Origin of the sequence: Bradyrhizobium sp. Pha-3 (assembly GCF_042258615.1) — a bacterium.
In the GTDB taxonomy this organism is placed as follows: domain Bacteria; phylum Pseudomonadota; class Alphaproteobacteria; order Rhizobiales; family Xanthobacteraceae; genus Bradyrhizobium.
Genome location: NZ_CP170152.1, coordinates 5,952,691 through 5,977,122, shown reverse-complemented (window position 1 = coordinate 5,977,122; position 24,432 = coordinate 5,952,691). Strand labels below are relative to the sequence as shown.

Annotated in this window: 18 protein-coding genes; 11 read left to right on the top strand and 7 right to left on the bottom strand. The window is 60.6% G+C overall.

Going from position 1 to position 24,432, the window contains the following annotated elements; genetic code table 11:
- Positions 1 to 417: 417 nt before the first annotated feature.
- The 3 genes from ACE10Z_RS28475 to ACE10Z_RS28465 all read left to right on the top strand — a co-directional run bounded on the left by ACE10Z_RS28475 (position 418) and on the right by ACE10Z_RS28465 (position 4,259).
- Entirely contained in the window at positions 418 to 684 is a 267-nt protein-coding gene (locus tag ACE10Z_RS28475) for a PilZ domain-containing protein (RefSeq protein ID WP_375789943.1), read from the top strand.
- A 1,640-nt stretch (positions 685 to 2,324) separates the two neighbouring features.
- The gene (locus tag ACE10Z_RS28470; RefSeq protein WP_375783719.1) at positions 2,325 to 3,554 is read left to right on the top strand and encodes a heparin lyase I family protein; all 1,230 of its coding nucleotides are present in this window, start codon (positions 2,325 to 2,327) and stop codon (positions 3,552 to 3,554) included.
- Positions 3,555 to 4,079: 525 nt separating this feature from the next.
- The gene (locus tag ACE10Z_RS28465; RefSeq protein WP_171948146.1) at positions 4,080 to 4,259 is read left to right on the top strand and encodes a hypothetical protein; all 180 of its coding nucleotides are present in this window, start codon (positions 4,080 to 4,082) and stop codon (positions 4,257 to 4,259) included.
- 752 nt (positions 4,260 to 5,011) lie between these two features.
- On the opposite strand, the gene galE is transcribed toward ACE10Z_RS28465, so the two are convergent.
- Both galE and ACE10Z_RS28455 read right to left on the bottom strand, forming a co-directional pair.
- Positions 5,012 to 6,022, bottom strand: a complete 1,011-nt coding sequence (galE, locus tag ACE10Z_RS28460) for a UDP-glucose 4-epimerase GalE (RefSeq protein WP_375783718.1) — start codon at positions 6,020 to 6,022, stop codon at positions 5,012 to 5,014.
- 282 nt (positions 6,023 to 6,304) lie between these two features.
- Entirely contained in the window at positions 6,305 to 7,228 is a 924-nt protein-coding gene (locus tag ACE10Z_RS28455) for a LuxR C-terminal-related transcriptional regulator (RefSeq protein ID WP_375783717.1), read from the bottom strand.
- A 469-nt stretch (positions 7,229 to 7,697) separates the two neighbouring features.
- On the opposite strand from ACE10Z_RS28455, the gene ACE10Z_RS28450 reads away from it, so the two are divergent.
- The 5 genes from ACE10Z_RS28450 (at position 7,698) to ACE10Z_RS28430 (ending at position 14,043) form a co-directional block, all read left to right on the top strand.
- Entirely contained in the window at positions 7,698 to 8,351 is a 654-nt protein-coding gene (locus ACE10Z_RS28450) for a LuxR C-terminal-related transcriptional regulator (RefSeq protein WP_375783716.1), read from the top strand.
- A 481-nt stretch (positions 8,352 to 8,832) separates the two neighbouring features.
- Positions 8,833 to 9,666 (top strand): 4'-phosphopantetheinyl transferase family protein, encoded by an 834-nt coding sequence (locus tag ACE10Z_RS28445; protein ID WP_375783715.1) that lies wholly within the window; start codon positions 8,833 to 8,835, stop codon positions 9,664 to 9,666.
- A gap of 144 nt (positions 9,667 to 9,810) precedes the next feature.
- Positions 9,811 to 10,812 (top strand): thioesterase domain-containing protein, encoded by a 1,002-nt coding sequence (locus ACE10Z_RS28440; RefSeq protein WP_375783714.1) that lies wholly within the window; start codon positions 9,811 to 9,813, stop codon positions 10,810 to 10,812.
- 41 nt (positions 10,813 to 10,853) lie between these two features.
- Positions 10,854 to 12,830, top strand: coding sequence for an amino acid adenylation domain-containing protein (locus tag ACE10Z_RS28435; RefSeq protein ID WP_375783713.1), 1,977 nt, complete (start codon positions 10,854 to 10,856; stop codon positions 12,828 to 12,830).
- Positions 12,831 to 12,864: 34 nt separating this feature from the next.
- Positions 12,865 to 14,043, top strand: coding sequence for an acyl-CoA dehydrogenase family protein (locus tag ACE10Z_RS28430; RefSeq protein ID WP_375783712.1), 1,179 nt, complete (start codon positions 12,865 to 12,867; stop codon positions 14,041 to 14,043).
- 175 nt (positions 14,044 to 14,218) lie between these two features.
- On the opposite strand, the gene ACE10Z_RS28425 is transcribed toward ACE10Z_RS28430, so the two are convergent.
- The 5 genes from ACE10Z_RS28425 to ACE10Z_RS28405 all read right to left on the bottom strand — a co-directional run bounded on the left by ACE10Z_RS28425 (position 14,219) and on the right by ACE10Z_RS28405 (position 20,110).
- On the bottom strand, positions 14,219 to 15,550 hold the full coding sequence (locus tag ACE10Z_RS28425) for an NRAMP family divalent metal transporter (protein ID WP_375783711.1): 1,332 nt from the start codon (positions 15,548 to 15,550) through the stop codon (positions 14,219 to 14,221).
- A 342-nt stretch (positions 15,551 to 15,892) separates the two neighbouring features.
- Positions 15,893 to 16,126, bottom strand: a complete 234-nt coding sequence (locus tag ACE10Z_RS28420; RefSeq protein ID WP_375783710.1) for a hypothetical protein — start codon at positions 16,124 to 16,126, stop codon at positions 15,893 to 15,895.
- An 869-nt stretch (positions 16,127 to 16,995) separates the two neighbouring features.
- A complete protein-coding gene (locus ACE10Z_RS28415; RefSeq protein ID WP_342728424.1) occupies positions 16,996 to 17,823 on the bottom strand; it encodes a carbohydrate ABC transporter permease in 828 nt (275 codons plus the stop codon).
- Entirely contained in the window at positions 17,820 to 18,668 is an 849-nt protein-coding gene (locus tag ACE10Z_RS28410) for a carbohydrate ABC transporter permease (RefSeq protein ID WP_375783709.1), read from the bottom strand. The genes ACE10Z_RS28415 and ACE10Z_RS28410 overlap by 4 nt, the downstream gene beginning before the upstream one ends.
- An 8-nt stretch (positions 18,669 to 18,676) precedes the next feature.
- Positions 18,677 to 20,110, bottom strand: coding sequence for an ABC transporter substrate-binding protein (locus tag ACE10Z_RS28405; protein WP_375783708.1), 1,434 nt, complete (start codon positions 20,108 to 20,110; stop codon positions 18,677 to 18,679).
- A gap of 95 nt (positions 20,111 to 20,205) precedes the next feature.
- Here ACE10Z_RS28405 and ACE10Z_RS28400 point away from each other — a divergent pair, with 95 nt between their 5' ends.
- From ACE10Z_RS28400 to ACE10Z_RS28390, 3 genes are read left to right on the top strand one after another with little or no spacing between them, the layout of a single operon-like run.
- Complete coding sequence (locus ACE10Z_RS28400; protein ID WP_375783707.1) at positions 20,206 to 21,150, top strand: LacI family DNA-binding transcriptional regulator; 945 nt, start codon at positions 20,206 to 20,208, stop codon at positions 21,148 to 21,150.
- A gap of 24 nt (positions 21,151 to 21,174) precedes the next feature.
- Positions 21,175 to 23,325, top strand: a complete 2,151-nt coding sequence (locus ACE10Z_RS28395) for an ADP-ribosylglycohydrolase family protein (RefSeq protein ID WP_375783706.1) — start codon at positions 21,175 to 21,177, stop codon at positions 23,323 to 23,325.
- Between the two features lie 9 nt (positions 23,326 to 23,334).
- Positions 23,335 to 24,351 (top strand): ADP-ribosylglycohydrolase family protein, encoded by a 1,017-nt coding sequence (locus ACE10Z_RS28390; RefSeq protein ID WP_375783705.1) that lies wholly within the window; start codon positions 23,335 to 23,337, stop codon positions 24,349 to 24,351.
- The last annotated feature ends 81 nt before the right edge of the window (positions 24,352 to 24,432 follow it).

Here is a 24,432-nt window from a genome sequence, read left to right as displayed (position 1 = left end):
TGTTTGTGTCCCTGCGGCGGACCAACTACTCCGACCTTTGTCGGTGGCTAGCGACAGGCGCTTTGTTGGGCGCATTGATAGCCTGTCTTGCCGGCTTCTTGAGCTAAACAGCAGAGTCTGCCGCGCCTGAATCAGAAGGCGCGCAAAAGTACGCCGCCGGACCCGAAATGGTTTGTCCTGACGGGGCCCTTCGGCCCTGGGCCCTGAAATCCCCATCGTGGGAAGCCTGCCAAAAATCGCGCTGATCGACTGTTGCTTGGTCACACCAGGTTAAGAAGAGCCGGCGCCAGGGAGGCGCTTTCGTATACCGGCTGTTTTGGTGACGGCTTTGCTGGCCGCAGCGCACGAGATGCCTCGATCGTTAGTAGAAACGCAATCTTTCTCGCGCAGCATCGTTCAAATTTGCATTGGTTATTGATGGGCTCGGAAATGATTGCTTTTCCCGACAGGCGAAAGTCTGTGCGTAATCCATCGCTGGACAATGCCTTGATCAGGTTCGGTGATTTGTCACTGTGCTGCATCGCCGGCGACATCACAGAGAATGGCGCGGCGCTGAAGGCGGATGATCCGCCATCGCCTCTTCCTGACCGATTCACGCTTATCGTTCCTCCTAGCAGGACTTACGCGTGCAACGTCGTTTGGCGAAAAGGCGCATGGGTTGGCGTCGCATTCGTCACTGAATGATACGAGCGACGCGCGCGAGTGGCCGCAGAGAACTCGCTGTTCAATCCGGTCGTATGCTGCCGAACGCTTAGCTGACAACAGTCAGGTTTGATTTCAGCCGGACGTCATGGACGACGAATTCGAAAAGAGAGAGTGCGAACTGTTCGGCCCGCTCGCCGAACAAGCCCGCTCATCATGAAGCGCTTGCTACGATGTTGCGTTCGAACCTTGATCGGCCAAGGTCGAGCCGTTGCTGACGACGCACCGTTAGAAGCCCGAGGCCGGCCTCGGCGGTTTGCTCGATCAAGGACGCAGGCTATCAAGCCTCGGCGTGCGGGATCGGGTCGAACTAAATGAAGAAGGCCGCCAGATAAGGCGGCCTTACTCTGCAGTCCTAGGATTATTTTCCGTCGTTCAATTGGGCATTAGTTCCGGCGACGACGGCCTCCCGCTCAACCGGGCACTCGTTTCTGCGTATCCGGCGAGCTTTATCAGCACTTCCTTGGCTGCACACGGGGCAAGGGCTGCGGCCTCGTTCCGCAGCTCTCTAGCTCGCTCTGCAAGCCGTGCCTCGAGAGTATCCCTCTGAACCACGCGTTGGCGTAATTGTCCCATGCGCTTTCCCTCGAAAGGTCCCACCCGGAACTTACGCTTCCAAGCTTTAACCGCGCGTAAAAGTCCCCCCGGAGGAAGGTGTTCTGAGACGCCAAGACGGCGCCAAATGGGACAAATTGCGAATTGCCTGGCAAAGCGCAGGTTTTGCAGAAGGCCCAGGAGGGCGAGTGCCACGCGTCACCGGACTTTGACACGAACTGATGCAGCTTCAGGCGGTCGAGGCTCGCTCCCCGACGGGCTCAGGTGCTCGAGGGGGCTCCGTGACCCGGCGAATCATTCCGGCGCGGGAGTTGTCGCTTTCATGCCGATTTGAGCGTCACTCGCGCCTGGCTTGGTCTACGATGCGTCGGGCGATGGGGTTCGCTGCAGATAGTGTGTCGATCTCGCAACGTCTCAATGGTTTCGCAGGGTATCGGACGTGTTTGGGCTTCACGCCGCCGCGAATTCATCGTCTAATCATGACGGACCTTCGGCGGCGATTTTATTTCCAAGACGTTCATTTGAGATCGGGTCCAAGAGGTCGCTGTCCAGCGCCAGCGGCCTCTTCGTTTTGCATCATTGAATTGCGAGGGGCCATCAATGCCGATACAGGTGTGGGCCGTTGCCGCTTCGATCGGTTGGACGGCCGTTGTGGGCACGATGTTGCTGTATATGATTTTCGGCCCCGGCTAACTCGACGACGCCGCGATGCGGTGTGTGGATCCCGCTCTTGAGCTTGCTTCAGCGCTGGCACCGGCCACCGCGGGAAATGCTCGGTTATCCGCGGAATTTTAGCCTAACGGCAGGCATGGGCCGCGCTTCTCATTGTCGCCATGCTAGTTCATTTTTTTTGCCATACTCCCTAATTAACCAATCAAGTCTCGCAGTCGGGGGGCAATCCCACTGCAACGGTATGTGTTGGCGGTCACCGCGATACATCGGAAGTCTGCTCGCGGCACAGGGTGTTGTGAGCATGTGGTATGTCGCGCGCCTTCGCGATGCGCGGCAGTGGAATTCCCTTGTAAACGTCAAAAGAGAAGAATCTCTGCGACCCACGGAGGTCTGAATTGGATACGACCGGGACAATTACATCATTTTCTTCCACACCGATGACGAGGTTTTCGATCGGTGGCGACGTCTACGGAGTGCAGGATGCGAGCACGAGCTACAGCCTGACCAATCCTGACTCGCAAACTCTGCGCTTCCAAGTGCAGCAGGGTGATCATGCCTGGTACGACAGCTCGTCGGTCGACCGCTCCGAGGTCTCAGCCGCGGCCAACATTCCCGGCGGCACTCCGCTCAACTTGAACTATCAGTTCATGGTGGAGGCAAATGGCCCAAATGGGTCATTTACGAATACCGCAGATGGCTGGTTCATCGTCGGACAGATGCACAACGATGATAACGCGAGCGGCGTGGGCACCTCGCCGCCGTTTGCGATCCAGCTTGTCGGCGATCATCTGCAGGTCGTCGCCAGATACGTCCAGCCGGGCCAGGATCCGAGCAACGGGGCCGGCAATGTGCAGATGCTCACGCTCTGGACTGACCCCAATCCAATCCAGACAGGCGTGTATAACAACATCCAAATACAGGCCGATGTTTCGAACACCGGTGGCGGGTATTTGCAGGTCTCGATCAACGGCACACAGGTCGTGAACTACAGCGGCCCCTTAGGTTATGGGCAGGGCACCAATTGGGAGTACGGAGTCTATCGGTCGACGGCGCCCGAGACCGTTGCGGTCGATTACCGAAACATGACGCTGTTGACGGGGGCGGCGGCGACTGTCACGTCGCCGTCAACTCCGACACAGCCAACCACACCGACCACGCCCACCACCCCAACTACGGTCACCAGCCCGACCACCATTGTCGCGCCGGCTGTAGCGCAGGACACCACTTCGCCGGCGGCCGCGATAGCCGCCCCGGCGGCAACTGTTACAACGGCCGACCCCAGCGTTCTAGGCGCCATGGGAGCCATGGGAGCCATGGGAGCTATGGGAATGGCGCCGACGTCGGCGTCCGGTTGGTCGACGCCAGCGGCCGGCGCAAGCCCGGCAGGTCTGGATCCTACGGGTTTTGGATTTGACACCAGTACGCTGGCAACGGCCGCCCCGCAGACGACCGACTGGTCGGGATATCAAGGCACGCCCGCCGCGTCTCAGGCAAGCAGCAGCTTTGCGCTGCTGAACCAGTATCTGGCGGGTAGCTCCGGTGGGGCCAATGGCGGTATGATCGCTGTAGCCATGAGTGGCTCTGCTTGGACACAGAACTCGCTCCTGGCCAAGCCTCAGAGCTAAAGGATTGCCGGTCCGTGCGGGATTTATCTGCGCGAGGCCGGTTCTCCTACGCGGCGCCTCAGGCAAATCGGCCGTTCTTGGCCCAACGGGTTCGCATGTGAGGCCCGCTCTCACGGTATTGCCCGTGATCTTTTGCGTACCACAGGCCGGCCCGAGGTCCGGCCTGTGCGGTTTTGCCCTCGTGAAGCATTGGTCGTTGATTTTCTCGACGTCGATCCGCCCGTCCTGACGGGCTCGAATGTTCGAGAGCCTGAACCGGTGGCCGTGACGGCACGAGCGGGTCCTTGAAGCATTCTTCAGTTTTTCGCGAGGCAAACAGCAACGGCCTAAGGCGATATCGAAGCAAGACATTGGCCGGCGAGCACAGCAAATGAAGCGCTCTTCCCAGCTGTCCTACCTCGTTGTTCGGCGTCCTTTCAGTGCGGGATCTTCGATTACCAAAATGAGTACCGCATATTAGGTCAGCAAAACTTCCCGAAAGCGGTCAAACCTCGCTGTTGACCTTGAGCATCCCTGGAGAGGACTGTGGATCGGCTGGCTATCATCGCACTCGCGATCGTCATTGCGGGGCTTCTGAGCGGCGGCGTCTATTCAGTGTCGAGTTCAGGTCTCAGCACTGCAATAGTCATCAATCGCTTCACCGGCGCAGCGTGGTCGTGCAGCGTCGTTTGCGAACTCATCGAAACACGCCGGAATTCAAAATGAGGCATTTTGGCCTCGACGCGCGCGAGATCTGTTGCGCTGGGCACGCCGGGCTGATTTCGCTTATGCGAAGAGCTTACGCGCCGAATTAAGTGGCGCTCGTCGGCGTCGATATTCTGGGAATGGCATGGCCGCGCCTACGGCGGTCGCTGGCTCGCTTTTATTACCGGACAGACAATTCCGCCGGAAACGTTGTTTGTGGCTATTGGCTGCCTCCCTTAAGGGACAATGAGCCAGTTCCTCGACAGGACCGACCACGGCGTTTCCTCAAACGACGCCGCATTGTCCTCGCCTTGCAGGACGGTCCCCGGAGAGGGACGCTTAGCGGGACCTAATGGCGGCGCCCGCCGGGGCTGCTGCTAGCCCTGGGCGGCCTGGACGCAAGGTACGGCCTTCCGGCCCGCCGTACCGCGCCTGGAGGAGGTTAGGGCGGTCCTGCCGATATCCGGCCGAACCGCGGGCTCGGATCGTGGCTGGTGGCGGATCGGCGCTTCCTGCAGGGCTGCTTCCTGCGATCTAAAGCGTGATGAGATTAGGTTGAGCTGGATCGGCATCGGAGGTTCACCTCTCCCTTGGGAGAGGTCGATTTGCGCAGCAAATCGGGTGAGGGGTTACGGTCTATCGAGAGAGCAAGAGCCCTCACCCGGATTGCACCGGACGATGCTTCGCATCGCCGAGAGCAATCCGACCTCTCCCCGACGGGGAGAGGTGAACCGAACCCGCGGCAAGCCGATTCAACCAAAAATCATCCCGCTCTAGCCGCCGCGATAGCCATTCGGGTTCTGCATCTGCCAGCGCCAATGATCTGTACACATCTGTGTCAGTGATCGCCGTGAGGTCCAGCCCAGCAGATTCTTGGCGAGCGTCGGATCCGCGTAACAGGTGGCGACATCACCGGCCCTGCGTTGGTCAATCACATACGGAACTGGCCGGCCGCTCACGGTCTCGAACGTTTTGATCACCTCCAGGACGCTGCTGCCGCTTCCTGTTCCGAGATTGATGGTCATCACGCCGGGTTGTCTCAGCTCGTTCAAGGCGCTCAGATGTCCGGATGCAAGATCGACGACATGAATGAAGTCGCGGATGCCGGTGCCATCCGGAGTATCGTAGTCATTTCCCCAGACGTGCAGCTTCTCGCGTCGCCCGATGGCTACTTGCGCCACAAGTGGCAACAAATTGTTGGGTACGCCGAGCGGGTCTTCTCCGATGAGCCCGCTTTCGTGGGCACCAACCGGATTGAAATAGCGCAGGATGGCGATCCGCCAATCGCTGTCGGACCCATGGAGATCCCTCAATATCTCTTCGACAAAATACTTTGTGCGACCATACGGATTTATCGGACCTACGGGATGCTTCTCGTCCAGCGGCAGGTATGCGGGCGTGCCGTAAACCGTTGCGGACGAACTAAAGACCAGCGTTTTCACACCGGCACGCGACATCGCCGACACGAGTCGCATCGTCCCAACCACGTTGTTCTGGTAATACGTCATGGGTTGAGTGCTGGACTCGCCGACCGCCTTGAGCCCGGCGAGGTGAATGACCGCGGTTACGCCGTGAGTGCGCAGGATCTCGCAAACCGCGTCCTCATCGCAGATATCGATCTGCCGGAATACGAGCGATCGCCCGCAGATGCCTTGTACTCGTTCGAGAGACGCGCGATTGCTGTTGCAGAGATTGTCGATCGCAACGACATCCAGCCCGGCGTCGAGTAGGGCGGCCGCGATATGTGACCCGATATAGCCGGCGCCTCCGGTCAACAGGATCATACTGATTCCACTTCCATTCCGCGTCTGCCCGCGAAATCCGGGATCGCGACTACGACTCCAGCCCGCGGAGATTGACCGAAATCAAGACGACACGTGCACGATCACCAGGTGCTTGCATTGTCCTGGCAACGCCCGCGTCAAGCGTTTGCGCTGACACCAAAGCGGCCGGCACCAATGGTGCCGATCGCCACATCGATGCGTGCCGCATCCATCGATGCGGCACGAACTCCAGCTCGAGAAATCCGACGGAAAGCTTCCCGATGGGGGCCGATCCAATTTCGGCTATTTCCGCAGTCGGATCGCCCCGTCGGCCTTCGAACCGATTTCCTTGCGGGCGTGGCCGTTAGGAAGAGGCACTTCGAAGTAGTTTACCGCATGGTCGATTGAACCGAGCGTCGCGGGCCGGCTTGTCCTCGCGATCTTAGGAAGTTCTCTCTTCGGTGGGAGCAGGCGTTCGGTTGCGTCAGCGGCCGGGTACGCCGTCCCGCTTGATGGCCGAGCTGTAGGTCGATGGTTCAGCCCCCAGATCGCCGCCTGTGTTCTGTTCTGAACACGAATCTTGCGGAGGATCGCCTTGATGTGAACCTTCACCGTAGCTTCCGCGATATCGATCTTGCGTGCGATGCACTTGTTGGAATCGCCTTCGATCAGACACTGGAGAATGGAGATTTCTCGCGGCGAAAGCTGCTGTGCGAGCCTGCCATTATCCGCGTTCGCCATGGCATGACTATCATCGAGGCGTGGAGGGACACCGTCCGCGTCACGCTTTTCGATATCAAGAGCGGACGTCAAGAAGTCGGTCGGAAATACCGTGCCGCCCATCATGACGAGCTCGATGGACTTGATGAACGTATCGCAGTTCATCACGTCGATGAAATAGCCGGTGGCGCCGGCTCGGATCGCAGCAGTCAACTCGCTCAGTCGGTAGTGATCTGCAACGACGGCAATGCGTCCATCCGCGTGACGGCGCTTGAAACACTCGATCTGCTCGATTGTAGGGCCGAAATCATCGCCGCTATGGACAATGAGGAACAGTGCCGGACAGACTGAAGCACCTTCCACATTAACCTTACCGGGCAAACCGTCGGCATCGGCTATTGAGGCTAACACTTGGAAATTTTCGGAATTTAGAATTCTGGCGAGACCTTCTTTCCGAAGACTGTTTTCACCACCAAGCACAATAGAAAAAGAATATTGTCGTCTCATGGAACTCTCCTGGACGCTACAAAATATGAAACAGGCTCATCGGTTTAACCCGACTCGTTTCTTAGATGGCTTGCCAAGCCAAAACACAGCGACGCATTGAAATTGCTTCTTCAGATTCCGGTCGCTTGGACAGAAATTTGGGGCGAAAAAAGCCCTGAGCATGCGTCAAAAGATTTACTAATATTAGATGCTAATCCCCAATATCCATATATGCCGTTGGTTATAGACGTTGTTTGGGATGTCGCCCGTAATATTCAGGCCGGTGTTCTACGGGGGCGATCTCCGGAGACCTGTCGACAGCGCTCGCTTTGGGCGGCGTCAATGCCATGATGCTATTTAAAATTGCATATTCGCGGGATTCGGGCTTGGCCGCGATGACAAAATTTTACTTGAATGCCCCAAATTGAAGTAGCCTAGGAGCGATATTGGGGTGCCGATTTGAACTGGAGGGACTGAGGATTGGCCGAAAATGCATTTCAGTCGTGTGGTTATTGCTAGCAGATTTCCCGTTGTTTTATTGGGTCTGAACTGTCTGCTAGAAGCAGAACGTGATTTCAGGGTTGCTGCTCGATGCAGCGATAGTGCGAGTTGCTTCAATGCAATTCGCGCTCTCGTGCCCGATATCGCCATCTTGGACATATCGATGCCTGACATTTTTGGGCAGGCATTGTTCGGTATCGCAAATTCCCGGGCGCCTGCCGTCCGGCTCGTGTTCCTCGCATCCTCCGTTGAGGATCGCGACCTCACCATGTTGGCAGAAGTGGGCGCCTTTGGTGTTATCCTGAATGACGAGGAGCCCGAAACTCTTCTGCAGACATTGCGGCAAGTCGCGGACGGCCACAGGATGCTTCCTGCGCCTTCGAGCGAGCTCGCTATCTCTTCTGGGCAGTCCGCGATTTTGGAGAAGCATCTTGCCGTACTGACGGACCGGGAGCGTCAGATCATGCGTCTGGTATCGGAGGGATTGTCAAACAAGGAGATTGGCCGTCGGTTGAATGTTACTGACGGCACCATCAAGGTTCATCTCCACCACATCTTTCGCAAGCTCGAGATCGGCAACAGGACAGCTCTTGCTACGCTCGCGGTCTCATACGCAGGGCAAGGCGGCTTGCCTTCCGATTAGCACGCAAGCTTTTTGACTTGGTACGATATCAACCGACCTGGCGCTCGGGTGCACGGTGTAATGTATGACCGGTGGCGGGAAGCACCGTTTCGCCGCATTGGTTCGCGCTTGACTGTCGATGGCGCGATTCAACGTCCATCGCATCGCAACTGCTCCCTCGCGGGCACGCTTTGTCCCCGGGCATGCCCCAAATGGGCCATGTCGAGAGGAGTCTTTCCGCAGTGACTAGCCCAAGACGGACATTCATCGAGACGGCGCGCGAACTCCGTCAGCGCAACGATTAGGCAGGAAGCCAAAGCGTAAGGATGTCAGGGGCCTAGGTCTTTTGATGTAGCCCATCCATACACCTAAATATCCACCAGGACTGCTTGTTTTCGCGCCTACGTGATTGTTCAATCGAAGAAATCCGCGAGAACGGGAGCTGCCGCTCCAGAAGGAATGCTCCGGTGCGCATGAGCGCTCCTGCGATTGGAATCCAGGTATGACGCTTGACCGGCCTGAGCTCGACCTTACCTGGCTTTCTGGCGGGGCCGATGGTCGTGGCGCGTTGGCTTCGAGCCGGAGTTTTCAAGTTGCCTTGGCCCGCTCGGGGCCTCGATTGTTGCAGCTCGCCGAATGCGACGTCAGTCAGACTCATGTCGAGCAAGCAGCGTCCTTTTCGGGCCTCCTTGATAAGGCAGCTGAGCCGAGGGCCGGGATCATGGTGCCGGTTCTCGAGGATGATGGCTTGGAGGTTCTCGCATGCATGCTCGATGTGAGGCAGGATATCGTTCGCGCGATAGGCGTCTTCCTCAACGAAGCGGAGCGTAGGCGCGCTGATGGGTTGAAGTCGGAGCGGGACCGCCGCCGCTTTATTGTTTGCCGTGGACAGCTGCGCCAGATCCTCGCTTCCAGACTCGGAGTCTCGCCATCCGATGTCGAGCTGGAATTCGGACAGCTGGGTAAACCCCAGCTCCCGCACCGCATGCCTTCTCGCAATTTGCACTTCAGCGTCTCTCGATCCGCAGATGTGGCAGTCGTCGCCCTCTCGCCCGGGCGAGAGGTCGGAGTGGACATCGAGGCAGTTCTCCCCGTGCCCGAAGCGGACGAGATCGCCGCGCTGTGCTTTTCCGCCTCGGACTACGAGTCTTATACCGCCCTCGGTCCGGACGACCGGCTGGAAGGCTTCTTCCGGCGCTGGACCCGGCTGGAGGCTATTTCCAAGGGCCTGGGATGCGGCTTGGGATACCCCAGCTCTTCGGATGAAAAGGATTGGGTTGTCAGAAGTTTCGTACCCAAAACGGGGTATCTCGGGAGCGTGGTTGTTCGGAAATGAATGGTTGTCCGGACTGGAGCTTCCGCGATGTAATCATTCACTGGGGATAGCGGGGTGCCCAGCCCTGGAAGGCACCCAAGTTCATTCCAAGCCGCGCTGGTTTGAGACACCTCGCGGTCGCAGTCGAGAGCACGGGAATAGCCTATGCAAGCGCGCGTGACGCAGTTTTCGGAACTGCTTGCAGACCTCGCGGTCAAGGACATCAAGGTCTGGGTCGAGGGCGATCGGCTCCGGTGCAGCGCACCGGCCGGCGCGATGACGGCGGAGCTTCGCGATCAATTGCAGGGGCGAAAGGGTGAGATCATCGCCTTTCTGAACATGGCGACCGCCGCGACCACACAGCAGCCTGCGATCATTCCCCTGCAGTCGCGCGGAACGCGCACGCCCATTTACGCCGTACCGGGGCATGTCGGCGCACCCTTTTCATTCTCGGACCTGTCGAAGCACCTCGGTGGCGATCAACCGTTCTACGCACTTCAACCGCCTGGATTCGACGGGCAGAGCGAGCCGATGGACCGCGTCGAGGACATCGCCGAGTACTTCGCTGGCCAAATCGTTCAGTATCAGCCGGTCGGTCCGTACATCATCGCCGGATACTGCTCCGGCGGTCCAACCGCTTTCGAATTGGCCAAAATCCTCACAAGGCGCGGAGCGGACGTTCCATGCGTCGCTCTCTTTGGTCCTCTTCACCCCGCCACCCACCAGGAACTGCTGCGTCTGCTGTACTTCTCTGCCTGGGGGACGATCCGATCGGTCCGGAGATCGATGGCGAAGTTACCGACATTTGGCGCTCGTCTCCGATATTTCGGCAGTCGCCTTCACGAGCGTGCCGTCATGCCCCTCGTTCGCAAGGCGCCTGTCGCGACAGATCCGGTGCTGGCCAGCAGAGCTCTGCTCAAATCCACGGCGATGGCGGCATTTCGGCGGTACACTCCGACTCCGTACTCAGGCCGCGTGTGCATATTCCTTCCGAACAAGGCTTGGCTGCGATCGGGCGCAGCACCTCATCGATGGCGGCTCGTCGCGCCCGATGCCGAATTCTATTTCGGCCCCGAGGACTGCGACGAAGTCTCCATGCTGGAAGAGCCTGACGCACCTGCCGTCGCAGAGCTCTATCGCCGGGCAACTCGAAAGCTCGGAGATTGACGTGATCCGATTTCTAAACTTGCCGGATGGGAGCGCATTTCATGAATGAAGTCCTACCTATCGTGGCGGAGAGCGTGGCGCTTCCTCCGCTGCAAGATGCCACTCATCGGGCGCTCGTCGTCGATTACAACGCCACCTCGGCGCGTTACCCATCGGACAGGACAATCATCGATCTCTTTCGTGATCAAGTGACGCGCAGTCCTGATGCCGAGGCGATCCGCTTTGGCGATGCAATGCTGACATACCGGCAGCTCGACGAACGCTCCAACCAGATGGCCGCGCATCTGGGCTCAAAGGGCGTGGGCCCGGGTCGGATCATCGTTGTCTTCATGGAGCACTCCCTCGAGGTCGTCGTTGCGATCCTGGGCGTCCTCAAAGCCGGAGCAGCCTATGTGCCAATTGATGCGGCGACGCCGAAAGGACGCATTGCTACAATCCTGAAAGACATTTCCAACGGGACCGGTGGGCAAACGCCGGTGGCGATCACTCAGGCGCGTCTGCAATCCGCCATCTCGCCGGAGCTTGCCGACATTTTCACGCTCGACGCCGATTTCGGCTCGATTTTGAATCAGCCGGCCTCGGCCCGACCGTCCGCCGCGACGTCGGAGGGCATCGCCTATATCATCTTCACTTCGGGCTCGACCGGCACTCCCAAGGGCGTCGAGATCGAGCACCGCAGCCTCGTGAACTACATCTGGTGGGCCGCGCGGGTGTACAGTTCCGGCCAGCCGCTCGCATGGCCGCTTTTCTCATCTCTTGCCTTCGACCTGACCGTCACAACGCTCTTCGCGCCACTCATCACGGGCGGCCGGATCGTGGTCTATCTTGGTGATCCCGGGTTGAGCAACATGGTCGTGCTCAAGGTCGTGGACGACAATGCCGTCGATATCATCAAGCTGACGCCGGCGCATCTCGCGATGATCCGCGATCGCGATCTTGAGGCCACGCGATTGCGCAAGTTCATTGTGGGTGGCGAGGACTTCAAGACCGAGCTGGCTCGCGACATCACCAAAGCCATCCCTCATCCTGTCGAGATCTACAACGAATACGGACCAACCGAAGCCACAGTGGGCTGCATGATTCATCGGTTCGACGAAGATCAGGATCGCTCCGCATCGGTGCCGATCGGCGTTCCGGCCGCCAATGCGGGAATTTACGTCCTCAACAAGGAATATCACCCGACCGGCCCCAACGTCATCGGCGAGATGTTCATCGCAGGCGATGGTCTCGCGAGAGGTTATTTTAATCGCCCCGATTTGACCGACGAGCGTTTCCGCACGGCTACGGATCCCCGAGATGGCTTTTCGAGGCTGCGGCTGTACAAGACGGGCGATCTTGCCCGCTGGAACTCGGAAGGGCGCTTGGAATTTCTCGGCCGCGCGGATCATCAGGTGAAGGTTGGTGGCACGCGTATCGAGCTGGGTGAGATCGAAGCGCGGCTTCTCAAGCAGCCCCAGGTTCAGGAATGCGCGGTCGTTGCCATTCCCGCTGCCGTGGGAAATGCTGAGGAAGGCGCAATCACGCGACTTGTAGCCTACTATGTCTCCTCGAAACCTCTGACCGTGGCGGAGCTACGCGCCCACCTCGCCGAAGAACTCCTGGAGTCCATGATTCCGACGCACTATGTCTGCCTCGAACGGATGCCGCTCACGTCCAACGGTAAGATCGACCGCTCCTCGCTTCCCGAGCCGACGGCGGATAGCATTCAGCCGGCACACGAGTTCGTCGCCCCGTCAACAGAGACCGAGAAGACTTTGGCTGCCCTGTGGTGCAATCTGCTCAAGCTCAAGTCGATCGGACGCCACGACAACTTCTTCGACCTGGGCGGAGAGTCGCTCCTGGTCGTGAGAGCGGTGGCGCGCATGCGAAAGATCTTCGGCGTCGACGTGCAGCTTCGCAACCTGTTCGAGCGCCCGACCGTGGCCGAACTGGCGGAAGTGATCGATGGGATGCGCTGGGTGGCCGATTCCAGAGCCTCTTCACTCTCGGGCGGACCGCGAGAGGAAATCGAACTCTAGTCGATCGGAACGGCCGCAAATCATAGCGGGGCGGATGAAGATGATGGACAAGGCTTGGGTACCTGAGCAAGAACCGGGGCTGCCTTGGGCGGCGCCGGAATATGAGCTCTTACGGGACCAGGTCCGCCGCTTTGTCGAGGAGGAAATCAAGCCCTGTGCAGATCGCTGGGAGGAGGAGGGGGGCGTTCCGCGTCCGGTCCTGCGTCGCATGGGCGAACTTGGCTTCTTCGGGATCCGCTATCCGGCCGAGTACGGTGGTGCCGAGATGGACGCAGTCGCATCGACGGTCTTCGCGGAGGAACTCGGGCGCTCCACCTATGCCGGCGCCGCAGACGCAATGCTGGTCCATGCCGAGATGGCTTCCGGTTATGTCTTTCACGACGGGACCAAATCCCAACGGGCTCGCTGGATGCCGGGCATCGTGAGCGGCGAGGCGATCACCGCGATCGCCATCACGGAGCCGGATGCGGGCTCGGACGTGAAGGCCATCCGTACGCGCGCGCGCCGAGACGGCGACTCCTACGTGCTTGATGGTACGAAATTATACATCACTAACGGCGTCTGCGCGGATCTCTACTGTGTTGCGGCCAAGACTGATTCCGCGGCAGGGAGCAACGGGATCACGATGTTCCTCGTCGAGAAGGGGACGCCAGGATTCAGCGTGGCTCGCGAGCTGGACAAGCTCGGCTGGCGCTCCTCCGATACGGCCGAGCTCGTCTTCGACGGTTGCCGCATTCCTGCCGATAACGTGCTCGGCGCGGAGGGGCAAGGCTTCTACTCCATCATGCGCAACTTGCAGAACGAGCGCCTTGTCCTCGCCGCCATGGCTATCGGGATGGCCGAGGCGGCGATCGATATGACCCTCACTTACGTGAAAACGCGCCGCGCATTCGGAGGCGTCCTTTGGGACATGCAGGCGATCCGGCAACGTCTTGCGATGCTTTCTGCGAAGGTGGAGGCAAGCCGCGCGTTTCTCTATGCCACCGCCTGGCGCATGGCGGCGGACGACGACTGCATGCGCGAGATCTCGATGTTGAAGGCCATCTGCGGCGAACTCGTCAACGAGGTGGTGTATGCATGCGTGCAGTTCCACGGCGCCATGGGCGTCATGCGGGAGAGCCCGATTGAGCGCATATCGCGCGACGCCCGCATCCTCTCCATTGCCGGCGGCGCGACGGAGGTGATGTTGGATGTGGTCGCGTCAATGTCGTGAGAGTGACATATCTGGACGTTCTTGATGTTGGAGCGATAATCCTCTGCAATATTCACCCTGACCGCAATTGGGCTTCGGACCCGACGGGCGTCTGGCCGATCACCGAGTCTAATATCCGAGGCGGCGTCTGCGCATGGCGGTACTAGGCCGCGGGCTCATTAGCGCGCAGCCATAGCTACTGGCTCGCATTCGGAACGAACATTAGTACAGCGGCTAGGCCCATCACCGCTGTGGCAATCCAGCCAAGAGCCACGATCGGCCGGCTCGAAGTGAACGGACCCATCACACTCTTCTTTGAAGCCAGCAGGATGATGACGGCCATCAGCGGGACCGCAACGACCCCGTTGATCACCGCGCTCCAGAACAGCGCTTTCATCGGACTGATCGGCGAATACTGGATAACCAGCCCTGCGAGCACACTAACGGCAATCACACCATAGAAGCCACGCGCATCCGTCGCCTTTCTCTCCAGGCCGGATTTCCAGCCCATCGCTTCTGCGAGAGCGTAGGCGGCCGAACCGGCGAGGACTGGCACACCGATGAGGCCAACGCCGAGAATGCCAAGCGCGAAGAGGACAAAGGCAAAATTTCCGGCAAGCGGCCGTAGTGCGCTTGCCGCCTGGGCGGCCGTTTGTATGTCGGTGATTCCCGCGACGTGAAGGGTCACAGCGGTTGCGAGGATGATGAAATAGGCCGTGAGGTCGGAGTAGAACATTCCGCTCCAGGTGTCCCACTGTATCCGCCGCAGTTCGACCGGTGCGCTGGCGTGATCGTGCAACAGTGGCTCAGAGCCTGGCTTAGCCAGCATATCTTCGACCTCCTCAGAGGCCTGCCAGAAGAACAGGTAGGGACTGATCGTGGTCCCGAACACACCGACGACGACCGCGGCAAAATCGGAGCTCAAGGTCAGCCTTGGCCATGCCGTTCTCAGCGCGACCTCACCCCATGGCACGTGAACGGTGAACAGGACCGCTGCATAGGCCAGGAGCGAAAGCGTGAGCCACTTTAGGAAGAATACATATCGATGATACGGCACGAGGATCTGGAGCAGCAGGGTTGCCAGCACGAAGATCGTAGTCATGAGATGCCGGTCGATACCGCTGACCAGCTCGGCGACTTCACCCATGGCAGCAACGTCGGCAGCGATGTTCAGCGTGTTTGCCACGAGCAGCAGCAGAACCACGCATTTGAGCACGATTGGTGGAAATGCTGCCTTGATATTGGCCGCCAGCCCTTTGCCGGTGACCCTTCCAATCTGGGCGCAGATCGCCTGGATCGCGGCCATGAGCGGGTAGGCCAATGGCATCGTCCACAGCATGTCCAGACCGAATTGGGCTCCCGCCTGGGAGTAAGTGGCAACCCCGCTAGGATCGTCGTCAGCGACCCCGGTGATGAGCCCCGGTCCGACCCTTGACAGCGGATGCTCCTTCAGACGCGCCCAGAGAGTGTCGAGCGGACCCCTAGATCCGCCTGCTTCCCCCTCACTGTCTTCGAACAGGTCGACCACAGTGCATTCGCCTAATGGGATACGAGGACTGGAATTTTCAGCGGGTCCTTAAGCATGTCCTGGCCCAGGTTGACGAATTGGCACAATAACGGAGGCGAACCCTTTCAAATTGCGACAAATCAAAAGTTCGGCCACCACGCGGGTCGCCCTTCCCGTGGACCTCCGCGAATGAGATCGCAGCACTATTGGCAATCTCGTCGGCCGCGTTCATCGGAGATCGGGCGAGCGGGCAACTCTGAACGTCCCAATGACCGCATGGCCCATCGCGTCATTTGCCAGTTGCACATACGCGGTCGGTATCGGAGCGAAACGGACGTTGACGGAGATTTACGAGTAGGCGCCCTAGATGTCGCCGAGCCACCGGCCGATTTCTCTGGATCCGACGACGCGTTTCGGCTGGTGCGGGTTGATCGTTCCGGCCGAAAGGCCTTTGACACGCCGGTCCTGCGCCAGCGTCCTGGTGAACTGCTTTGCTTCCTGCTCGGATTTGAAGGTCGTAGTCCTTCGCGCATGCCTTTCGGGCGGAGCGTCGCGTTCGTCAACGAAGGAGACGTACCAGACGTGGTTTTGCGTCATGTGGCGACCTCCGAGATTGGGTCCAGGTGCGAAAACAAGGCTCTGCCAACCTGAGCGAGCCGGCGACCGGGTTTACGGATAAGGGAGGAAAATAGGTCTTCCGTTCAAAGTGTCCCTAGGGTCTTTTTAAGTAATTCTTCTGAGCAGCCAGGTTTTCAGGCCGCCCTGTGTAAGATGATATGAGGTGTGACTGACTTCTCCCTCCACGCTGCTGGCTTTCCTTTCGTGCTGCCGGGCGGGTGGTCCGAGCGCTGCCGCGGTTCTGGCTGAAGGGCCCGGACTGTTGGCCCGTTAAAGCAATGAATTTCAGCATTCCTTCCTGGCCTGTTGGTCGGAAAAGCAGAAGCGGCGCCCCAGATTCGCGCGTCCACCGTCATCATTTTCCAAACCACAAGGTCGGCGGCCGTCCACGACGTGCCGCGAAGCGCCGGCACACTGGGTCGATCGCGATGCTGCGAGGTGTCTTGTCGGCGATGTACCGGCGAGCATGCGGCGCATGATGTCGGCTTCGGCCTCGATGATCTCCAACTCGTTCGGTTTGCCGACGGCGGCGGGAATGCCCGGCCGCCGGCGTGGCGCCCGTCGCGGATCACGCTTTCAAGCCGCGCGACGCTACGGCAGGACCGGGATAACCTTCTGGATCGGATTGCTGGCTGGAAGCTACTCGGCAGCGGTCACCGGCCCGGTTGGGCAGAGGTTGGCGTGCCGAGAGGCAAGCTCCGCGGCTCTCCAACGAGCGCCTTGGCGACCGTTAGTCAGCTTTGGTACATTATACTTAGAATAAATGAGACCAGCTGTTTCGTGGTGCAGGCTGATGCTGCCGGCGCCGTTGCGGCCGGAGAAGCCGTCGAGCCCGCGGGAAGAGCGACCTAAGACTTGACGGCACCGGCTGTCATGCCGTCGATGAAGCGACGCTGCAGCAGCACAAAAGCCAGCACGACCGGCAGCACGATGATCACTGCTGCAGCCAGCATCTCACCCCAATCCGTCGAATATTGTCCGGTCAGATTGTAGAACTTCACGATCGCCGTGACGTTGCTGTCGTTCTGCAAGAACGTGACTGCGATCACGAACTCATTCCAGGCATTGAGGCCGACGATAATCGCAACGGTCAGGAGCCCAGGCCGCATCATCGGCAGGACGACGTAGTAGAACTTCTGCCAGGCTGTCGCGCCATCCACCTCCGACGCCTCTTCCAGCGCGTAGGGGATTGCGACCACATAGGTGCGCAGCAGGAAGATCGAGAATGGCGAGAACATCGCCGTATAGATCAGCGCTACTGCCGGGATCGAGTTGACCAGTCCGAGCTTGGCGAAGATGAAATACAGCGGATAAAGATAGAGCTGCACCGGGACCGTGATCGAGGCCATGAAATAAAACGTGAGGAGCCGGAAGCCTCGTCCTCGCTGCCGTGCAAGGACGTAGGCGCAAGGTGCAGCCGTGGCGCAAACCATGACGATGGTGAGGGCGGCGACTTCGGCGCTGTGCAACAGGCTGGGGCCGAGTGCCGCATTGTTCCAGGCTGCCGTGAAATTCTCCCAGTGCAATTGGCGAGGGGGCGCCAGTGGGTTCGTGCTGATTTCCACGGTTGTCTTTAGTGCATTCATCACCGCGAGCACGATGGGCAGCAGGGAGGCGAATGACGCCACGCCGATCAGGATCAGGCAGAGCGTCCGGTTCAGGCGGCTCTCGGTCATGCTGCGTTGGCACTGTCGCGGGTTTGCAGCCAGAGATATACCGACGTCGCGCACAGGCCGAAGAGGCTCATCACACAGGCCGCCGCCGTCGCCTTGCCGATATCGCCTGCGAAGAACGCGTTGCGATATGCGAGCGTGGCGAGCACGTCGCTGCCGTTGGCAGGACCTCCCTGGGTCACGATGTAGATGAAGTCGAAGACCTGGAATGACCATATCACGGTGAGGATCATCATCAGCACGAGCGTTGGCCGAATGCCGGGCAGCAGGACATGACGCAGCAGTGCGAAAAAGCCGGCACCGTCGAGACGGGCGGCCTCGATCTGATCGACGCTGATCTGCCGCATGGCAGCGAAATATACGACCGCAAGAAAGCCCCACCAGTGCCAGATGTCGACGGCCGCAACCGCATAGAGCGAGCGGTCAGGATCGGCGAGCGGATCCGAGATGGAAAGACCATGCCCGTTCAGCCAGCCCACCAGTCCGGTGACCGGGCTGAAGATCATGCCTTGGAACACCCGGCCGGTGACGGCGGCGGCGAGGATCCGGGGCAGGAAGATAATGGATTGCACGACGATGCGCGACGAAGGAACCATCATCAGCGCGGCCGCCATGACCAGCGCGAGGCACATCGGTACGATCAGAAAGATTGCGGTCCAGATGAAGTTGTTGGTCAGCGCGGTCCAGAACACGGGATCGTCGAACAGGCTGTGGAAATTCGCGAGCCCTGCCCATGCCGGCGTGCCCACGCCGTCCCAGACGAAAAACGCCGCCATCAGCGTGAGAAGGCCTGGAATCAGGATGATGCAAACGTTGATCAAGAGTGCCGGAAGCGCAAACAACCACATCCTGCCGCTCACGCCGTGCGGGGAGGGAGTGGCGGCACCCTGCCTGCCTTGAGTTCCTCGGCAAACACGGTCTGCAAGCGGTTGAGATAGCCATCGACGGTGATCCGGTTGAGCCAGACTTGCTCGATCCCCTCCGTGACATAGCTGTTCGCGGCGTTCGGCCAGAACGTCCAGGTCGTGAAGCCGAATCGCCCCTTGCTGAACGCCTCGTGCAGGCTGGCGATGGTCTTCTCGAACAGGGGATATCCGATGCCCTGCAACAGATCGGGGGGAAGATCCTTCACGGGCAGCGCCCATTTGCCCGGCCAATCGCGATTCATGCTTTGGTAGAACTGCCGCGACAGCATGAACTCGAACACGGCTGCCGCGCCTTCAGCGTTCTGCGAAGTCTTCGCGATCGAAAGCGTGGCGCCGCATGCAAGATGCGAGAGCGGCTCGGTCACCCTGTCGCTGAGGCCAGGGATAGGCACCACGTCCATCACGGTATCGGGCTTCGACATGCCGAAGGACTTGGTGCCGAACGACCAGGTGCCGTTCATTGCCATGGCTGCCTTGCCGTTCACCACCTGCAGAAAGCTCTGCTCGTTGGTGAGGGAGAAATAGTTCTTTCCAAAGTAGCCCTTGGTGTACCAGGCCTTGGCGAGTTCGACGGCTTCGACGAAGGGGGGCGCCGTCCACGGCAACTCGCCGCTCAGTGCCTTGCGGACATTGTCGGGACCGGCGACGTTGTTGAAGAATACCGTCATCAGCCACTCGTTGACGCCCTTCCAATCTGCATTGCCGGCGCTGAACGGCGTGATGCCCTTGGCGAGGGCCGCGTCCGCGAGGGCTTCGGTTTCGGCGCGATTGGTCGGAACCTTCCAGCCGTTCTGGCTGAACACCTGCTTGTTGTAGAACAGGTGCATGGATTCGTAGTCGCGCGGCAGGGCGTAGAGCTTGTCGCCATAGACGCCGGTGTTGAGCAGCGCCGGCAGGAAGCGCTCCTTCCATTTATGGCGCGCCGCAAGATCATCGAGCGGCAGCAACTGGCCGGCATTGGCGATCGCCGTGAGATAGGAGGGGCCCGACGTCTGCACGATGTCGGGTCCGTTGCCGGCAAGCAGTGCGACCTTCAGGAGATTGTTGACCGCAGCGCCTTTGACCTCGAGCTGAAGCAGATATTTGTCTTGTGAGGCGTTGAATGCATCGACGAGGTCGTTGCGCAGCGCCGTCTGGCCATCGGAATTGGCCTGCGCGAACCAGAACGTCACCACCTTGCGTCCGTCCTGTGCCCGTGCGGGCACGCGAGGCAGGCTGGCCGCGACAGCGGCGGCGGGCAGGGCGGCAACGATTTGGCGTCGGGTTACTGGCATGGCGGCGCTTCCTCTTTCCCGGGACGGCGGAATTATGATTGTTGATATTCCTTTAGTAATACGTATAATTAAACAAGATGAGATCGTCAACACAATCACCGCGAAGCGGCGGAGGCGGCGAGCGCTTCAATCCGCGCACGACGCAGAAGGACGTTGCGTTGGCTGCCGGCGTCTCGCAGGCCGCCGTGTCGCTGGTGCTCAACAAGTCTGAGACGCCGTCCGTCCCCGATGCGACGCGCGCGCGCATTCTCAAGTTCGCCGGTGAAATGGGGTATCAGCCGCACCATCCCGCACGGATGCTGCGCCGTGCCCGCACGATGGCGCTCGCCTGCGTCGTGCCTGATATCACCAACCCGTTCTATCCGGGACTTGTGCGGGGGGTGCAATCGGTGGCGGCGCCTGCCGGTTACGACGTGCTGATGTTCGATACCGATGGCCGTGAAGAAGGGGAGGCACGCGCCGTCAGCTGGTTGTTGCAGGGCCGCGCGGATGGCGTGGTCGGCACGTTCTTTCACCTGCGTGTTCCGCAACTGTCGATGCTTGCCGGACAGAGTGTCCCGATCGTTCGCCTCGAGAGCCGGTACAAGGCGGCCGGCGATTTGCCGATCGACAGCGTCTACATCGACAACGCGGAGGCATCGGCCGCCATGACGAGATATCTGATCGAGCGGGGACATCGGCGGATCGCGATGATCCTCGCCGAGGTCGGGCCGAGCCGGCAGCGAGCCCTCGGCTATGCCGCGGTGATGCGCGCAGCCGGTCTCGTGCCGGATGTGGTGACTGACAGCCGCTATTCGGAGGAGTCGGGCGCGCGCGCCATGAGCGAGATCCTGGCGCGAGGCCGGGACCGCCCCACCGCGGTGTTCTGTGCCAACGACATGCTGGCGATCGGTGCGATGGTCAGCGCGCGAAGCGCTGGTTTATCGGTCCCGGACGATATCGCGATCGCCGGCTTCGACGATATTCCAGCCGCCAAGCTCCTGGGTTTGACGACGGTCCGGCAGCCCGAATTCGATCTCGGTGCGCTCGCGGCACGCACGCTGCTCGAACGGTTGCAGCCGGGCGGCCTGAATTCGCGCGGCCAGAGCCGCGAGTTGAAGTTTGAAGTCATGACACGTTCGTCGGCTTAAGGCTGCGGACGAAGGGAGTAAGGCGTGCCGACGATACCAGGTGGTTATGCCGAACGGGTCTATGCGGGCGTGCTCGGCAAGTTGATCGGCGTCTATCTCGGGCGCCCGTTCGAGGGCTGGACCTATGATCGGATCATGCAGGAGCTCGGTCCGATCAACTACTATGTCAACGAGCGCCATGACGTTGCATTGCGGTCGCACCATCTCGTCGTCACCGACGACGACGTTTCGGGCACCTTCGCCTTTCCGCGGACGCTTGCCGACTGCGGCTTTCCCGAGCGGTTGACGTCGCAGCAGATCGGGAACGGCTGGCTCAACTACATCGTCGAGGACCGTTCGGTGCTGTGGTGGGGCGGCATCGGCAATTCGACGGAACATACGGCGTATCTGAGGCTGAAGTCCGGAGTACCGGCGCCGCGCAGCGGCTCGATCGAGCTGAACGGCAAGACCGTCGCCGAGCAGATCGGCGGACAGATCTTCATCGATGGCTGGGCGATGGTGAGCCCCGGCAATCCCGAACAGGCCGCTTATCTCGCCGAGCAGGCAGCCCGCGTCAGCCACGATGGCGAGGCGGTGCATGCGGCCAGGCTGCTGGCGGCGATGGAGGCGCAGGCCTTCGTCGAGGCGGACGTTCAGAAGCTGCTCGACATCGGCCTCGGATTCATTCCCGCCGATTGCTTGATCCGGCGCGTGGTCGATGACGTGCGCGCATGGCATGCGGGCGACAATGGCAACGACTGGGAACGGACGCGGGCGCTGATCGCCGGGCGCTATGGCTACGACAAGTTCAGTGGCAATTGCCACGTCGTGCCCAACCACGCCCTTGTCATCCTCGCGACACTCTACGGCGCCGACAGCTTCCAGGACGCGATGCGTATCGCCAACACCGCCGGCTGGGACACCGATTGCAATGCCGGCAATGTCGGGTGCCTGTTCGGCATCAGGACGGGTCTTGCGGGCATCGACGCCGGACCCGACTTTCGCGCGCCGATCGCCGACCGGATGTACATCTCGACGGCGGATGGCGGCGCCTCGATCACCGATGCCGTGATCGAGGCCAACGCGTTGATCCAGGCCGGCCACAGGCTGGTCGGATCGAAACCGCCTGCGCGGCCGAACAACGGGGCGCGCTTCAACTTCGATTTCCCGGGTAGCCTGCAAGGATTTTGTGCGAAGCCAGGGGAGGCCGCCAGCCTGCATCCATTGCAGGTCGGTAACGTGGAGGGGCACAGCCGCGACGGGCATCGCAGCCTGGCCATCGGCTTTCGACGTCTCGCGCGCGGACGGGTCGCGCGCGTGGCGACGCCGACGTTCTTCGACAAGGACGTCTTCACGATGCCGATCTACCAGCTGCTGGCCTGTCCGACGTTGCATTCCGGACAGCTTGTCGAAACCAGGGTCGAGGCTGGCTCAAGCATCGGGGACGTTTCCGTGCGTCTCTATGCCAGCGTCTACGACGAGCGCGATGAACTCGCCCCGATCTTCGGCGAACGGCTGCCATTGCAGCCAGGTCAGGATGCCGTCCTGACCTGGCGGATACCCGATACCGGCGGATATCCGATCTTCGAGATCGGGCTCGAACTTGAAACCGAAAACCCGCTTGGCGCGGATGGCACGCTCTACCTCGATTATATGACCTGGTCCGGCGCCCCCGAGGCCAGGCTCTACCGGCCGGACGATAATCTGAGCACGATGTGGAAGCATGCCTGGGTGAACGGCGCGAGCCAGTTTCAGACCCGTTGGGAAGGATTGCGCGTCACCAATGGTGAAGGCATCGGTTTCGTCTCGCAGGGTTCGCGGGATTGGCGTGACTACCGCGTTAGCTCGGTGATCACGCCGCTGCTCGCCCGGCGTTGGGGGCTCGCCGCCCGCCTGCAAGGGCGCGAGCGCTACTACGCGCTGATGTTCGACGAGGTCGACGGAGGCCGCGTCACGCTGCTCAGGCGCGACCATGAGGAGATGGTTCTCGCCAGCGACCGTTTCGCCTGGGAAGTCGACCGGCCATACGCCCTTGAGCTTCGGCTGCAGGACGTCGAGATCCAGGCTTCTGTCGACGGTCGTCAGGTGTTTTCGGTTCGCGACGAAGGCAGGCTACCGCTGCTCGGTGGCGCGGTCGGACTTGTCGTCGATACCGGGTCGATCGCGACGAAGGCCGTCGATATTTCCCCGCTTTAAGGAGCCGACATGCAAGCCAGCACCTCCAGCCGGTTTGAGACCCACGTTCTGGCCTGCCTGACGTTCGGCGTGATCGGCGACGCCATGGGCACGCCGACCGAGAATCTCGAGCCGGCGGAGATCGAGCGGCGCTTCGGCTGGGTGGATTCGTTCGAGGGTGACGGAACAGACGACACGATCATGCGCGACTTGATCGCATCCGCGCTCATCCGGACCGGCGGATATGCCGACGCCGATCATTGGGCCGAGGAATGGCGTGATCGGCACGACCTGATCTTCGGCAGCAAGGTCGGTCGTTTCTTCCCGTCCGTGCTGCATGCGGCCGCCAAGTTGCGCCACGGCTATGCGCCGCGCACGATTGCCGAGGGCACGATGCCGAGCTCAAGCGCCGCGATGGCGATCGCACCGGTTGGAATCGTCAATGCCGGAAATCCGCGCGCGGCGGCGGCGCAAGCCATGGAGATCGCGAGCCTGCTCCACGTCACGGACCTTGCGTTCTGCCAGGATGGGGCGGCGGCGATCGCCGCCGCAGTGGCCGAGGCACTGATGCCGGAGGCGACGGTCGGCTCGACGCTGCAAGCATCGACAGCTCACCTGAAGCGGTGGAGCGGCAAGGAGATGCTGTCGCTGATCACCGCAGCGCTGGAGCTTGCCGGCGAAACAGCCGACTACAAGATGTTCCGCGAGCGCTATCACGCCAAGTTCCGCCGGCAGATCGCCTGCGACAGCCGCGAAACGGTCCCTGCGGCGCTGGCGATCGTTCGTCTCGCTGGAGGCGATCCCCGGCTGGCCGCCAGTCTCGGCGCCAATTTCGGCCGCGATGCTGATACAATTGCCTGCATGGCCGCCGGCATCTGCGGCGCATTGAGGGGCATTTCAGCTCTGAATGTGGAATTGATCGAGCGTTTGCCCGTTGAAGCGCAGCGCGCCCAAGCGGATCTGGCCTCGCGGCTGGCTGTCACCACGCGGGCCAAAATGGAGAACGAGCTGAAGGCAGTCGTGCGCTGCCCCATCGACGTGTCGTAATGACAGCGCCGGCGAGGGCTTGGCGATCAAGCGGCCATCTCGCATGTTCCAACTAGTTGAAGCTGGCCACGGTCGTGTGCA

Coding starts and splice junctions, on each gene's coding strand:
- ACE10Z_RS28475 (WP_375789943.1), top strand. CDS start 418: ATGGGCTCGGAAATGATTGCTTTTCCCGACAGGCGAAAGTCTGTGCGT.
- galE (WP_375783718.1), bottom strand. CDS start 6,022: ATGATCCTGTTGACCGGAGGCGCCGGCTATATCGGGTCACATATCGCG.
- ACE10Z_RS28455 (WP_375783717.1), bottom strand. CDS start 7,228: ATGAGACGACAATATTCTTTTTCTATTGTGCTTGGTGGTGAAAACAGT.
- ACE10Z_RS28450 (WP_375783716.1), top strand. CDS start 7,698: ATGCATTTCAGTCGTGTGGTTATTGCTAGCAGATTTCCCGTTGTTTTA.
- ACE10Z_RS28445 (WP_375783715.1), top strand. CDS start 8,833: ATGACGCTTGACCGGCCTGAGCTCGACCTTACCTGGCTTTCTGGCGGG.
- ACE10Z_RS28440 (WP_375783714.1), top strand. CDS start 9,811: ATGCAAGCGCGCGTGACGCAGTTTTCGGAACTGCTTGCAGACCTCGCG.
- ACE10Z_RS28435 (WP_375783713.1), top strand. CDS start 10,854: ATGAATGAAGTCCTACCTATCGTGGCGGAGAGCGTGGCGCTTCCTCCG.
- ACE10Z_RS28430 (WP_375783712.1), top strand. CDS start 12,865: ATGAAGATGATGGACAAGGCTTGGGTACCTGAGCAAGAACCGGGGCTG.
- ACE10Z_RS28420 (WP_375783710.1), bottom strand. CDS start 16,126: ATGACGCAAAACCACGTCTGGTACGTCTCCTTCGTTGACGAACGCGAC.
- ACE10Z_RS28415 (WP_342728424.1), bottom strand. CDS start 17,823: ATGACCGAGAGCCGCCTGAACCGGACGCTCTGCCTGATCCTGATCGGC.
- ACE10Z_RS28410 (WP_375783709.1), bottom strand. CDS start 18,668: ATGTGGTTGTTTGCGCTTCCGGCACTCTTGATCAACGTTTGCATCATC.
- ACE10Z_RS28390 (WP_375783705.1), top strand. CDS start 23,335: ATGCAAGCCAGCACCTCCAGCCGGTTTGAGACCCACGTTCTGGCCTGC.